At 65.5% G+C, this 13,654-nt stretch carries 9 protein-coding genes; 4 read left to right on the forward strand and 5 right to left on the reverse strand.

What is annotated here, in order from left to right:
• The first annotated feature begins 99 nt into the window (after nucleotides 1-99).
• The gene (locus ACM9LZ_RS16260; protein ID WP_416620546.1) at nucleotides 100-1,746 is read left to right on the forward strand and encodes a M28 family metallopeptidase; all 1,647 of its coding nucleotides are present in this window, start codon (nucleotides 100-102) and stop codon (nucleotides 1,744-1,746) included.
• 184 nt (nucleotides 1,747-1,930) lie between these two features.
• On the opposite strand, the gene ACM9LZ_RS16265 is transcribed toward ACM9LZ_RS16260, so the two are convergent.
• Nucleotides 1,931-4,255 carry an ATP-dependent helicase gene (locus ACM9LZ_RS16265; RefSeq protein ID WP_416620547.1) on the reverse strand — a complete coding sequence of 775 codons (2,325 nt, stop codon included), beginning with the start codon at nucleotides 4,253-4,255 and terminating at the stop codon, nucleotides 1,931-1,933.
• Between the two features lie 251 nt (nucleotides 4,256-4,506).
• The gene (gene tyrS, locus ACM9LZ_RS16270) at nucleotides 4,507-5,784 is read right to left on the reverse strand and encodes a tyrosine--tRNA ligase (RefSeq protein ID WP_416620548.1); all 1,278 of its coding nucleotides are present in this window, start codon (nucleotides 5,782-5,784) and stop codon (nucleotides 4,507-4,509) included.
• Between the two features lie 82 nt (nucleotides 5,785-5,866).
• Here tyrS and ACM9LZ_RS16275 point away from each other — a divergent pair, with 82 nt between their 5' ends.
• The 3 genes from ACM9LZ_RS16275 (at nucleotide 5,867) to ACM9LZ_RS16285 (ending at nucleotide 9,810) form a co-directional block, all read left to right on the forward strand.
• Entirely contained in the window at nucleotides 5,867-6,946 is a 1,080-nt protein-coding gene (locus tag ACM9LZ_RS16275; RefSeq protein ID WP_416620549.1) for an anhydro-N-acetylmuramic acid kinase, read from the forward strand.
• 114 nt (nucleotides 6,947-7,060) lie between these two features.
• Entirely contained in the window at nucleotides 7,061-9,202 is a 2,142-nt protein-coding gene (locus ACM9LZ_RS16280; protein WP_416620550.1) for a prolyl oligopeptidase family serine peptidase, read from the forward strand.
• 59 nt (nucleotides 9,203-9,261) lie between these two features.
• Nucleotides 9,262-9,810 carry a DUF1697 domain-containing protein gene (locus ACM9LZ_RS16285; protein WP_416620551.1) on the forward strand — a complete coding sequence of 183 codons (549 nt, stop codon included), beginning with the start codon at nucleotides 9,262-9,264 and terminating at the stop codon, nucleotides 9,808-9,810.
• Here the strand turns inward: ACM9LZ_RS16285 and ACM9LZ_RS16290 are convergent, their stop codons facing one another.
• From ACM9LZ_RS16290 to ACM9LZ_RS16300, 3 genes are read right to left on the reverse strand one after another with little or no spacing between them, the layout of a single operon-like run.
• Entirely contained in the window at nucleotides 9,811-11,355 is a 1,545-nt protein-coding gene (locus ACM9LZ_RS16290; protein ID WP_416620552.1) for a malonate--CoA ligase, read from the reverse strand.
• A 1-nt stretch (nucleotide 11,356) separates the two neighbouring features.
• The gene (mmsB, locus tag ACM9LZ_RS16295; RefSeq protein WP_416620553.1) at nucleotides 11,357-12,244 is read right to left on the reverse strand and encodes a 3-hydroxyisobutyrate dehydrogenase; all 888 of its coding nucleotides are present in this window, start codon (nucleotides 12,242-12,244) and stop codon (nucleotides 11,357-11,359) included.
• A gap of 59 nt (nucleotides 12,245-12,303) precedes the next feature.
• Nucleotides 12,304-13,353 carry an enoyl-CoA hydratase/isomerase family protein gene (locus tag ACM9LZ_RS16300; protein ID WP_416620554.1) on the reverse strand — a complete coding sequence of 350 codons (1,050 nt, stop codon included), beginning with the start codon at nucleotides 13,351-13,353 and terminating at the stop codon, nucleotides 12,304-12,306.
• Nucleotides 13,354-13,654: the final 301 nt, after the last annotated feature.

Genomic DNA, 13,654 nt, shown 5'->3' on the forward strand with positions numbered 1-13,654 from the left:
GCGTGGAACCCGCATGGCTTGGCCGCTGCGCGGGATCGGGCGTATAGCTTGGGACATCAAAGGCAATCCAACGACATCCCCAAGGGAGTATCCCGCCGCATGAAATATCTGCTTCTCGCAACGGCTGCGCTCTGGTCGACCGTCGCCTTCGCCGCCGAACCGCACTTCGACATGGGCCGCTTTTCCGGCGATGTGCGCACCCTGTCCAGCGACGCCTTCGAAGGGCGGGCACCGGCCACGGCCGGCGAGGCCCGGACCCTCGAATTCCTCATCGACCGCATGGCGGCGGCCGGGCTGGAACCGGGCGGCACACCGGGTCCGGACGGGAAACGCAGCTGGACCCAGGACGTCCCGCTGCTGATGGCCGACATCGCAGGCCGTCCGTCCGTCGCCCTGACCGCGGGCGGGCACACCCTCACCCTGAACCAGGGACAGGAGGTGGCCGTGCGGGCCGCGCTGACCGGAGACAAGCGCGTATCGCTGACCGACGCGCCACTGGTCTTCGTGGGCTATGGCGTGAAGGCACCGGAACGGAACTGGGACGATTTCAAAGGCATGGACCTGAAGGGCAAGATCCTGGTCGTGCTGGTGAACGATCCCGATTTCGAAGGGGGCGACGGCGATTTCGGCGGCAAGGCCATGACCTATTACGGCCGCTGGACCTACAAGTACGAGGAAGCCGCCCGCCAGGGCGCCGCCGGTGTCCTGATTGTGCATGAGACGGCCCCGGCCTCCTATGGCTGGGCCACGGTGGCCAGTTCCAACACCAACACCATGTTCGACATCGTCCGGCAGGAACCACGCGCCGCCCACACGCCCATGGAAGCGTGGATACAGCGCGATGTGGCCGTCAACCTGTTCAAGGCCGCCGGCCTGGATTTCGAGAAGGCCCGCGTCGCGGCCCGCAAGGCCGATTTCCAGCCCATCCCGCTGAAGGCCACCCTGTCCGCCGACTATGAGGTGACGGCCCGGGTGATCACATCGAAGAACGTACTGGGCCGTCTGCCGGGAACCGAGCGGCCGGATGAGACCGTGATCTATTCCGGCCATTGGGACCATATCGGCATGGGCGAGCCCGATGCACGGGGCGACCGTATCTTCAACGGCGCCATGGACAATGCGACCGGCATCGCCGCCATGCTGGAACTGGCCCGCGCCTTCAAGGCCGCCCCGCCCACCCCACGGTCCATCGTGTTCCTGGCCGTTACCGCGGAGGAGAAGGGCCTGCTCGGTTCCTCCTACTATGCCGACAATCCTGTCTGGCCGCTGGCCCGGACGGTTGGTGTCATCAACATGGATTCCATCGTCGGGCCGGGCCCCGCCCGCGATTTCACCATTTCCGGTCAGGCCAGGCTGGACCTGCTCGACCTGCTGATCGCGGAAGGCAGGAAGCGGGACCGCACCTATACGCCCGACCCGAAGGTGGAGGCCGGCGGCTTCTTCCGGTCCGACCATTTCCCCTTCGCCAAGCGCGGCGTACCGGCCCTGTCCTTCGGACCGGGGATCGACCTGCTGGAAGGCGGCGTGGATGCCGGGCGGCAATGGCGTGACGCCTATACGCGCGACAAGTACCATCAGCAATCCGACGAATGGTCGGCTGACTGGAACCTGGATGGCACGAAGCGCGACCTTGGCCTGCTATACGCCGTGGGGCGCGGGCTGGCGGACGGCACGGCCTGGCCGAACTGGAGCGGCGACAGCGAGTTCCGCGCCGCGCGCGATGCCAGCGCCGCCGAACGCCGGTGATGCCCATTCCTTCGCGCCGGACACCCCGTCCGGCGCGGGTTCATACGTATCTGCATTGATCAGAACCTATGGTCCTGATCAATGCCTCCTTCATGCGCCGGGCGCCGCCATCCGGCGGCTGGGCTTGTGCGCGCATGGGCGCGCCAACCAAGGTGCGATGAGTTCAACTCACCGCAACTTTGTATCAGCCGGCCTGATCGGCCGGCACCACGAAGCTGTCCATCACCTTCTTGATGCCCGCCACGTCGAAGCTGATCTCCAGCTTGTCATTCTCCACAGCCTTGACCGTGCCGTACCCGAATTTCTGGTGGAAGACGCGGTCGCCCGGATTGAAGGCGCGGTCGGGCCGGCGGCGGGCTGTCACATCCACGGCCGTGCCCTCGATCAGCCGGCCGCCGCGCGCCGGGGCCTGGGCTGCTTTCTGGCCCATGCGATTGAACCGGTCGCCGAAGCCCCCGGCATTCTTCCAGCCACCACCGAATCCGCCCCCATAGGCGCTTTCGCGCATCGCACCGCCGAATCCGGCACCGCCGATGCCGGGATTATTCTCCGTCTCGATATGCTCCGCCGGCAATTCATCGACGAAGCGTGACGGAATGGCCGTGGCCCATGTGCCATGGATGCGACGGTTGGCGGCATGGCTGATATGGACGCGGCGGCGGCCGCGCGTGATGCCGACATAGGCCAGCCGCCGTTCCTCCTCCAGGCCCGCAATGCCGTTTTCGTCCAGGGTCCGCTGGCTGGGAAAGACGCCCTCCTCCCATCCCGGCAGGAACACCACGTCGAATTCCAGCCCCTTGGCGCCGTGCAGGGTCATCAGCGATACCTGTTCGTCGCCGGACCCCTGGGCATTTTCCATCACCAGCGAGACATGTTCCAGGAACCCGGTCAGGTTCTCGAACTCGCCCATGGCGTTGATCAATTCCTTCAGATTATCCAGCCGGCCGGGCGCCTCGGGGCTCTTGTCCTCCTGCCACATGCGGGTATAGCCGCTTTCGTCCAGCACGGTCCGGGCCAGTTCCCCTTGGGGCACCCGGTCGATCAACGACTGCCAGCGGAAGAAATCCTGCAACAGCGCCGACAGTGTGCTGCGCATCTTGGGCTTCAGCTCATCGGTCTGCGACAATTTCCATGCCGCCTCCATCAGCGGCACGCCCATGGCGCGGGCTGCGATGTAAAGCTGCTGGATCGTGGCGGCCCCGATGCCGCGCTTGGGCACGTTGATGATACGCTCGAACGCCAGATCGTCCTCCGGACTGGCCAGCACGCGCAGATAGGCCAGCGCATCACGGATTTCCTGGCGTTCATAGAAACGCGGCCCCCCGATGACACGGTAGGGCAGACCCAGTGTGATGAACCGCTCCTCGAATTCGCGCGTCTGGAAGCCGGCGCGGACCAGCACGGCCACCTGGCCCAGACTGACACCCTTGCGCTGCTGCGCCTCGATCTCCTCACCGACCCAGCGGGCCTCCTCCTCCGCATCCCAAAGGCCGCGGACGCGGACCTTCTCCCCGCCATCGGTCTCCGTCCAGAGCTGCTTGCCCAGCCGGCCTTGATTATTGGCGATAATGCCGTGCGCTGCCCCCAGGATATGGGCGGTGGAGCGGTAATTCTGTTCCAGGCGGATGACCTGGGCGCCGGGAAAATCATGCTCGAACCGCAGGATGTTCCCCACCTCCGCCCCGCGCCAGCCATAAATCGACTGATCATCATCACCCACGCAGCAGATGTTCCGGTGCGACTGCGCCAGCAGCCGCAGCCAGAGATACTGGGCCACGTTGGTGTCCTGATACTCGTCCACCAGGATATATCTGAAGCGGTTCTGGTACTCGATCAGTACGTCAGCATGCTGCTGGAACAGCGTGATGTTATGCAGCAGCAGGTCACCGAAATCGCAGCAATTCAGGCTTAGCAGCCGGTCCTGATATTGCCTGTAGATGGAGAGAATGCGGCCATTGGCAGCATCGCCGGCATCTTCCGGCTTCAACTTGTCCGGGGTCAGTGCCCGGTCCTTCCAGCGTTCGATGATGGACAGCAGCAGGCGTGCCGGCCATTTCTTGGCATCGATATTTTCCGCCTCCATCAATTGCTTGATCAGGCGGATCTGGTCATCGGTGTCCAGAATGGTGAAACTGGGCTTCAGGCCGACCCGTTCGGCATGCCGGCGCAGGATACGGGCGGCCAGCGAATGGAAGGTGCCCATCCACCAGCCTTCCGACTGCCCGCCCAGCAAATTATCCACGCGGTCCCGCATCTCCCTTGCGGCCTTGTTGGTGAAGGTCACCGTCAGGACGTTCCATGGACTGACCCGGCGGGACAGCAGCAGATGCGCCAGCCGGGTGGTCAGCACGCGCGTCTTACCGGTGCCCGCACCGGCCAGGACCAGCACAGGGCCGTCCAGCGCCTCCACCGCCTGCTGCTGGACGGGATTCAAACCCTCCAGATAGGGGCGGTGCGCGGTCGCGGGCGGGCGCGTCGGATACGGTTCGTCGATCAGATCGTCAATCATGATAGGGAGAACATATACAGAATTGTCACGCATGACAAAGGGATCACGCCGATCGGTACGCGCGTGCAAGTCTATATTATTTCTCCCGTTTCCGGCTGAGCCCGTCAGACGCGACGGCGGCAGCCTGCGCCGCACGCCACGATCTGCATCCATCCGGCATCCGGGCGGATGGGCCGGTGTCGCGAGCACCGTCCCACCTTCTCCCGGCGATCAGTCACCTCTTCCCGCCTGACCAGGAAGACGTGACTGGATCACACCAGCTTCACCAGCGCATGGCGCTTCTTGCCGGCCGACAGCTTGATGAGGCCGTCATCGCCGACATGAGACGCGAACAGCTTGTATGCCTCGTCCGACACGGCGCCGTCATTGACCTTCACGCCATTGCCCTTGATCAGGCGGCGCGCCTCGCCCTTGCTGGCCGACAGGCCGGCCTGGACCATCAGGTCGGCCAGATAGGCACCGTCGGCCAGGGCGGCCGCGCCCATCTCGATGGTGGGCAGCCCTTCGGCGGCGGCCCCTTCCTCGAACGTCCGGCGGGCGGTCTCCGCAGCCTGTTCGGCGGCATCGCGCCCGCGCACCAGGGCCGTCACCTCGGTGGCCAGGATCTTCTTGGCCTCGTTGATCTCTGCCCCTGCCAGGGCGCCCAGGCGCGCGATCTCGTCCAGCGGCAGTTCGGTGAACAGCTTCAGGAAGCGGACAACGTCCGCATCCTCCGTATTGCGCCAGTACTGCCAGAAATCCAGGTTCGACAGCCGGTCCTCGTTCAGCCAGACCGCACCGGCCGCCGTCTTGCCCATCTTGGCACCCGACGCCGTGGTCAGCAGCGGGCAGGTGAAGCCGAACAGGTCCACCTGCGCGATGCGGCGGCCCAGTTCCACGCCATTGACAATGTTGCCCCACTGATCACTGCCGCCCGTCTGGAGCAAGCAGCCGTAGCGGCGGCTCAGTTCCACGAAATCATAGGCCTGCAGGATCATGTAGTTGAATTCAAGGAAGGTCAGCGGCTGTTCACGATCAAGGCGCAGCTTGACCGAGTCGAAAGTCAGCATGCGGTTGATGGTGAAATGCCGGCCGACATCGCGCAGGAAGGGGATGTATTCCAGCTTGTCCAGCCAGTCGGCGTTGTTGACCAGCCGCGCCGTGCCGGGGGCGCCGTCACCAAAGGTGAACAGGCGATCGAACACGGTGCGGATCTTGGCGATATTGGCATTGATATCGTCATCGGAAAGCAGCCGGCGCGTCTCGTCCCGGCCCGACGGGTCGCCCACCTTGGTGGTGCCGCCCCCCATCAGCAGGATGGGATTGTTGCCGGTCCTGCCCAGCCAGCGCTGGATCATGGTCGGCAGCAGGTGGCCGACATGCAGGCTGTCGGCCGTCGCGTCATAGCCGTTATAGGCGGTGACGGGGCCTGCCAGCAGTTTCTTGTCCAGTGCCTCAAGGTCGGTGGCCTGATGATAATAGCCACGCTCCACCATCACGCGCAGGAATTCGGACTTGATGCTCGCGGGGACGGTGGTGGTCGTGCTCATCTTCCATAGCCTTGAAGTTCGGGAATGGCCCAATCGGCCCTGGGCGTGGTAGCACATCCCGACGCCTAGAACATGGTGCGTGATGGCATTGCAGCGTTTCCTGACCATCGGACTGATGAGCGGCACATCGATGGATGGCATCGATGCCGCGCTGATCCGCACCGATGGCCACGGCCAGGTCGAACCGGTGGGTTTCACCTTCACCCCCTATCAGCCCGCATTCCGGGCCCGCCTGCGCGCCGTGCTGGGTGGCGGGGGCGATGTGGGGGCCGTGGAACAGGAAGTGACCGACCTGCATGGCGACGCCGTCATGGCCCTGCTGCGCGCGCATGATCTGACGCCGCGTTCGATCGACCTGATCGGGTTCCATGGGCACACCATCCTGCATGCCCCGGACCGGCGGCATACCTGGCAAATCGGCGATGGCGCCCGGCTGGCGGCCGCCACCGGCATCGATGTGGTGCATGATTTCCGCACCGCCGATGTGAAGGAAGGCGGCCAGGGCGCGCCGCTGGTTCCGCTGTACCACCAGGCTCTGGCCGGCAACCTGGAACGGCCCCTGGCCATCTTGAATATCGGCGGGGTGGCCAACGTCACCTGGCTGGGGGAAGGCCCGCTGGATGTCGTGGCCTTCGATACGGGTCCCGGCAATGCCCTGATCGATGATCTTGTCCTGTCGCGCACGGGCGCCGCCTATGATGAAGGGGGGCGGATCGCGGCAGGCGGCACGGTTGATCACGACCTGCTGGCCCGGCTGCTGGATCACCCCTATTTCAACGCCCCGCCGCCCAAATCGCTGGATCGCGACGCCTGGGTACGGCTGGCGCTGACCAACCAGGCGACACCGGATGCCGCCGCCACGCTCACGGCCTTCACCGTGGAAAGCATCGCGCGGGCACTGGACCACCTGCCCGCACCACCCCGGCGCTGGCTGGTCTGCGGTGGAGGGCGGCATAATGCAGTGCTGATGGCCGGCCTCGCCGCCCGCCTGGGCGTACCCGTGGCGCCCGTCGACGGGCTGGGCTGGAACGGCGACGCGCTGGAGGCGGAGGCCTTCGCCTATCTGGCGGTGCGCTCGCGCCTGGGCCTGCCGCTGTCGCTGCCCGGAACGACGGGCGTGCCAGCCCCGCTGACGGGCGGGCGCTTCCATCCGGGCCGGTGATTTGTTTCGGCTTTGTATCAGCCGCTGACCGGCACCCGCGACGATGGTACGCAGATACCAAGGACCGGTGGCTTAGGACGGCCCCGGCGCAAACGGACAGTGGGACAGCGGTACATGAAACTGCGGAGCTTTCTGATGACGGCAGCGGCCCTGATCGCCCTGACGGCGACCCCGGTATCGGCCAATGGCACCAGCCCGGGCGGCAGCCATCCCTTCGCCGATGAACAGGCCCGGCTGGACCCGTTCGCCTGGCTGGAAGCGGTGGAGGGCGAAAAGGCCCTGGACTGGAGCCGGCAGCATAATGACCGGACCTTTGCCCGCCTGAAGAACGACCCGCGGTTCGAGCCCGTGCGGGCCGAGGCGGAAAAGGTGCTGACGGCGCGGGACCGCATCGCCTATGGCCGGCTGGAAGGTGGCAAGGTCGATAATTTCTGGCAGGACCAGACGCAGGTCCGCGGTATCTGGCGGCGGACCACGCTGGACAGCTATCGCGCCGCCGAGCCGGATTGGGACGTGGTGCTGGATATCGACAAATTGTCGAAGGACGAGGGCAGGAACTGGGTCTACAAGGGCCATAACTGCTTCGGGGCCGATGCCAACCGCTGCCTTGTCCACCTGTCCGACGGCGGCAAGGACGCCGTCGTCGTGCGCGAGTTCGATGTCGCCACGAAAAGCTTCGTCCAGGGTGGGTTCCAGCTTCCCGAATCCAAGCAGACCATCGACTGGCTGGACCAGAACACGTTGCTGGTCGCCACCGATTTCGGCCCCGGCAGCATGACGGACAGCGGCTATGCCCGGCAGGTGCGCCTGTGGAAGCGCGGCACCGACCTGGCCACGGCTCCCATCCTGCTGGAAGTGGGGCAGAAGGATGTCTGGGCCCGCCCCTATGCCGTGCACCGTCCGGAGGGCAGCACGATCCTTCTGCAGCGCGGCCCCGATTTCTTCACCGAGGAATGGCACGTGCTGGGCACCGACGGCAAGCTGGCCAAGTTGGCCCTGCCGCTGGGCGTGGACCTGAAGGGCGTCATGGATGGCGACCTGATCGTCGCCCTGCGTGCCGACTGGTCGGTGGCCGGTCAGGACCTGAAGAAGGGCGATCTGGTGGCCGTGCCGCTGTCCCAGGCCGCGGCCGGCACGATCACGCGCGTCGATCTGATCCATTCGCCGGGCGAAACGGCGGCCATCCAGGGTGTCGGCATCGCCAGGGATGCCATCTATCTGGACCTGCTGGACAATGTCACCGGCAAGCTGCTGGAAACCCGCAAGGGGGCCGGCGGCTGGACGGGCAAGGAGATCGGCCTGCCGGCCAATGGCAGCCTGTCCATCGTGTCCACCGACGGGCACAGCACCGATGTGCTGGTCAACTACACCAACTTCCTGCAGCCCGACACGCTGTATCTGCTGCCGGGCGGCGGCACGCCGGAAGCCATCAAGTCCCTGCCCGCCCGGTTTGACGCCAGCCCGTTCACGGCGGAGCAACGCTTCGCCACATCCAAGGACGGGACACGGGTGCCCTATTTCATCGTCCATCGCAAGGACATGAAGGCAGACGGGGAAAACCCGACCCTGCTCTATGGCTATGGCGGGTTCGAGATTTCGATGACGCCCGCCTATATGTCGGCCATGGGCAAGGGCTGGCTGGAACAGGGCGGCACCTATGTCGTGGCCAATATCCGGGGCGGCGGTGAATTCGGCCCCCGCTGGCATCAGGCCGCCCTGAAGGAGAACCGCCAGCGCGCCTATGATGATTTCCAGGCCGTGGCAGAGGATCTGATCCGCACCCGTGTCACCAAGCCCGCCCGCCTGGGCATCCAGGGCGGGTCGAATGGCGGGCTGCTGACGGGCGTCACCATGACCCAGCGGCCGGACCTGTTCGGCGCCGTGATCGTGGCCGTGCCGCTGCTGGACATGCTGCGTTACCACACGCTGCTGGCCGGCGCGTCGTGGATGGGCGAATATGGCGACCCTGAAATCCCGGCCGAACGGTCATGGATCGCACGTTACAGCCCGTATCAGAACCTGCGCGCCAATGCCCGATACCCGGAGGCCTTCGTCTACACCTCCACCAAGGATGACCGTGTGCATCCGGGCCATGCCCGCAAGTTCGTGGCCCGGATGGAGGAGCAGGGGCACAAGGTCATCTATTACGAGAATATCGAGGGCGGCCATTCCGCCGCCGCCAACCTGAAGCAGCGGGCCGAGGTGACAGCCCTGCAGATCGTCTACCTGACGCAAAAGCTGATCGACGGGAAATAAGCGGTGGCGGGGTGGGTTTCCCCCACCCCGCCATCGCCATTCCATCATGGAGGCACCCGATGGCCACCCTCGCCTGCCTGCTGCGCGGCATCAATGTCGGCGGCAACAAGATCGTGAAGATGGCCTTGTGGAAGCAGCTTTACGAGGAGATGGGCTTCACCCGCGTGCGCACCCTGCTGCAAAGCGGCAACCTCCTGTTCGACGGCGCGGATGTGGCGGAAGATCGCGGCGATCTGGCCCGGCGGCTGGAGGGGGCTTTCAAGGATCGGTTCGGCTTCCACGCCGACCATGTCCTGCGGGACGGGGGGCAGCTTGCCGCCGCCATCCGGGACAATCCTTTTCCCGATGCGGCGGCCGGCAGCCCCAGCCACCTGCTGGTCTTCTTCCTGGCCGCCGCCCCCACGGCGGAAGGGGCCGCACGGCTGGCCGCCCTGGAAACCGGGCCCGACCGGCTGCACCTGTCCGGCGACCGGCTCTATGTGCATTTCCTGAACGGGGCCGGCCGAGCCGCGCTGGACCCCGTCAAGGTCCTGCGGGCGATGGGCGTGTCGGGCACGTCGCGCAACTGGACAACCCTGGGCCGGCTCGCCGGCCTGGCGGCCGCGTGATCAATCGGCAAAGGCGGCCTTGTGCTGTTCGCGCAAGGCCGCCTTCTGCACCTTGCCCATCTGGTTGCGCGGCAATTCATCCACGAACCAGATGCGCTTTGGAACCTTGAAATTGGCCAGTTCACCCTTCACATGGCCGATGATGGCGGCTTCTGTCACGTCGTCACGGCCCGGCTTCCTCTGGATCACGGCGGCCACGGCCTCCCCGAAATCGGGATGGGGCAGACCGATGACCGCACTTTCAACGACGCCATCAATGGCATCCAGCACGGTCTCCACCTCCTTGGGATAGACGTTGAACCCGCCACAGATCACAAGATCCTTGGCCCGGCCCACGATGTGGACATAGCCGCGCGCATCCACCCTGCCCACATCGCCGGTGATGAAGAACCCGTCGGCGCGCATGTCTTCCGCCGTCTTCTCCGGCTTGCGCCAATAGCCCTTGAACAGGTTGGGGCCCCTGATCTCGATCTGCCCGATCCCGTCGGTCGCCACGGGGGCGCCCGTGTCGTCGGTGATGCGCAGGTCAACACCCGGCAGGGGAAAGCCCACGGTGCCTGGCACGCGCTCTCCATCCAGCGGGTTGGACGTGATCATGCCGGCTTCCGTCATGCCGTACCGTTCCAGGATGGCGTGTCCCGTCCGTTCGGAGAATTCCCGGTGCGTATCGGCCAGCAATGGGGCCGAGCCGCTGATGAACAGGCGCATATGGGCGGCAAGGTCATGTGTGAAGCCGGCATGCGTCAGCAGCCGTGTATAGAAGGTGGGCACCCCCATCAGCACGCTGGCGCGCGGCAGCAGTTCCACCACCCTGTCGGCATCGAATTTCGACAGGAACAGCATGGACCCGCCATTCAGCAGGGTCGTATTCGTGGCCACGAACAGCCCATGCACATGGAAGATGGGCAAGGCATGCAACAACACGTCACCCGGCACGAAACCCCACAATGCATGCAGGGTCAGGGCATTGGACGCCAGATTCCCATGGCTGGTCATAGCACCTTTGGACCGGCCGGTCGTTCCGGAAGTGTAAAGAATGGCGGCAAGATCGTCTTCCGCCATCATTACGGTATCGAAATCATCCGGCAGGTCGATGGCCATGTCGGGCAGCGTGCCGTCGGCGGCCACGCCGAGTGTCACCACCTGCGGCACACCGCATTGCGATGCCAGATCGGCCAGGGCGACCCGATCCTCCGGCCGGCAGACAAACAGGGCGGGTGCCGCATCCTCCAGGAAATAGCGGATCTCGCCCTTCTGATAGGCGGTGTTCAGCGGCAGGTAGACCGCACCCAGCCGCAGGGTGGCTAGGTAGAGGAAAAGGTTTTCCGGGCTTTTCTCCACCTGCACGGCCACCCGGTCGCCCCGCCCGACGCCCAGGCCGGCCATGGCATGGGCGAAGCGGGCGGAGATGGAGGCGACGTCGGCATAGCTGTACCAGACGCCGGCCCGCGGACCATCCTCCACCGTCAGGAACCGGGACTGGGGATCGGCGGGAAAGCGGCTTTCGAACAGATGGTAGAGATTGCCGCTTTTCACGCCGGTCATGTCATTTCCCCTGAAGCATCTTGACGATGGCGGAGAAGTCCAGACCCCCGTTCCCCGCCGCGGAGAATAGCTGATACAGCGCTGCGGCCTGCGCGCCAAGGGGGGTGGAAGCGCCGCTGCTGCCCGCGGCCTGCTGGGCCAGCTTCAGATCCTTCAGCATCATGTCCACGGCGAAGCCCGGCGCATAGTCCCGGTTGGCGGGAGAGGTGGGCACAGGCCCCGGCACCGGGCAATAGCTGGTCAGCGACCAGCACTGACCCGACGAGGTGCTGGCAATGTCGAACAGCTTCTGCCGTTCCAGCCCCAGCTTGTCGGCCAGGGCGAACGCCTCCGACACAGCGATCATGGAAATGCCCAGCACCATGTTGTTGCAGATCTTGGCGGCCTGGCCCGTGCCCGGCCCGCCGGCATGCACGATATTCTTGCCCATCAGCGACAGGAAGGGCCTGGCCTTGTCGAAGGCGGCATCCGTCCCGCCGACCATGAAGGTCAGGGTGCCGGCCGCCGCCCCGCCCGTGCCACCGGACACGGGCGCATCGACCATGAAATGGCCGGCCTTCTCCGCCTGTGCCGCCACGGCGCGGGCGCTGTCCACATCGATGGTGGAACTGTCGATGAACAGAGTGCCGGGGCGGGCCCGCTCGATCACGCCGCCCGGATTGCCGTAAACGGCCCGCACATGCGGGCCGGCCGGCAGCATGGAAACGACCACATCGGCCACAGCCGCAGCATCGCCGGCGGACCTGCCCGTATCGATCCCTGCCTCGGCGGCGGCGGCGATGTTGGCCGGCGCCAGATCGACGCCCAGCACCGCATGGCCGCCCTTCAGCAGGTTGCGGGCCATGGGCAGACCCATATTGCCCAAGCCGATGAACAGGATGGTGGCCATGGTCGTTTCCTCCTTGGTTGGTTGCGCCCGCCGGTCACGACCAGGCTGCCGGCTTCACATCAGAATTCCAGGTCCCCGCCCGGTGGCACCGCGAAATAGGCGGCGACATCGGCCGGCTTCACATCGACCAGCCTGGCCGGGTTCCATTTCGGGTTCTTGTCCTTGTCGACCAGCAGGGCGCGGATGCCTTCATAGAAATCGTGGCCGTCCATGACGGCCTGCGTCATGCGATATTCCAGGCGCATGCAATCGTCGAAATCCAGTTCGGCCCCCCGGCGCAACTGCTCGAACGTCACCTTCAGGCTGGTGGGCGACATGGACAGGATGGTCTGCGCCACCTGATCGGCCCAGCCGCTGCCCTGCGACAGCAGGGCGGCCAGAATGCCCTCCATGTCAGGCGCGTCGAAACAGTCATCGATCATGGCCCGATGGCCGGCCAGCGCCGGTTCGCCCATCGGCACGGCGTGGGAGGCCAGAACCTGTTCCACATCGTCGGCATTGGCCAGCGCCGCCTCAATCTCGTCCAGCGATGCGCTGGCGGCGCTGTGGGTCGCGATACCGGTATAAAGCAGATCGGCCGCCGTGACCCGTGCCCCCGTCAGCCCCAGATAGAGGCCCAGACGGCCCGGCAGGCGGGGCAGGAACCAGGTGCCACCGACATCCGGAAACAGACCGATACCCGTTTCCGGCATGGCCAGCAGGGTCTTTTCCGTCACCACGCGATGGCTGCCATGGACCGACAGACCCACGCCGCCACCCATTGTGATGCCATCCATCAGCGCGATATAGGGCTTGGGAAAGCGCTTGATCTTGCGGTTCAGCCGGTATTCGCCACCGAAGAACGCGCGGGTCAGCGATCCGTCGCCCTGTCCCTGCTGGCGGGCACGGCCGGCATCCCACACGGCGCGCACATCACCGCCGGCACAGAAGGCACGGTCGCCGGCACCGCGGATCACCACGGCCTTGATGGCCGGATCGGCGGCCCAGGCGTCCAGTGCCGGGGAAATGACATCCACCATGCCCAGCGTCAGCGCGTTCAGCGCCTTGGGCCGGTTCAACAGGATGTGACCGATGGCACCGCGCACGGTGCAAAGCACTTCCTCGCTCAAAACCCATCCTCCCTTTCAATCGCAATGGCCGAGGCTTTCCGGGAGCCATTCTATAGCGCCATTGCGACCAGCGCTGCGATCAAAGCAGTAGCATTGCGGGGTTGCGCACATCCATGCGAAGTTCGCCGCCGCCGATGTGCGCAATTTCCCATGCATCCGGTCCTGCCCGCCTCTGGACGCAAAACGGCCCCTCCCCGGATGGGGAAGGGCCGCAGCGAAAACAACTGAGGAGAACCGGGGAGCGGGTCAGAGAGCGACCTTGTGCCGCCAGGAATAGGGATCATCCGTTTCCCCGCGTTGG

Origin of the sequence: Niveispirillum fermenti (assembly GCF_048066175.1) — a bacterium.
Taxonomy (GTDB): Bacteria; Pseudomonadota; Alphaproteobacteria; order Azospirillales; family Azospirillaceae; genus Niveispirillum; species Niveispirillum fermenti.

Bases quoted from the DNA above. Each gene is read 5' to 3' on its own strand.
- ACM9LZ_RS16285 (WP_416620551.1), top strand. From the start codon at position 9,262: ATGGCCACCCTCGCCTGCCTGCTGCGCGGCATCAATGTCGGCGGCAAC.
- ACM9LZ_RS16260 (WP_416620546.1), top strand. From the start codon at position 100: ATGAAATATCTGCTTCTCGCAACGGCTGCGCTCTGGTCGACCGTCGCC.
- ACM9LZ_RS16265 (WP_416620547.1), bottom strand. From the start codon at position 4,255: ATGATTGACGATCTGATCGACGAACCGTATCCGACGCGCCCGCCCGCG.
- ACM9LZ_RS16290 (WP_416620552.1), bottom strand. From the start codon at position 11,355: ATGACCGGCGTGAAAAGCGGCAATCTCTACCATCTGTTCGAAAGCCGC.
- tyrS (WP_416620548.1), bottom strand. From the start codon at position 5,784: ATGAGCACGACCACCACCGTCCCCGCGAGCATCAAGTCCGAATTCCTG.
- mmsB (WP_416620553.1), bottom strand. From the start codon at position 12,244: ATGGCCACCATCCTGTTCATCGGCTTGGGCAATATGGGTCTGCCCATG.
- ACM9LZ_RS16275 (WP_416620549.1), top strand. From the start codon at position 5,867: ATGGCATTGCAGCGTTTCCTGACCATCGGACTGATGAGCGGCACATCG.
- ACM9LZ_RS16280 (WP_416620550.1), top strand. From the start codon at position 7,061: ATGAAACTGCGGAGCTTTCTGATGACGGCAGCGGCCCTGATCGCCCTG.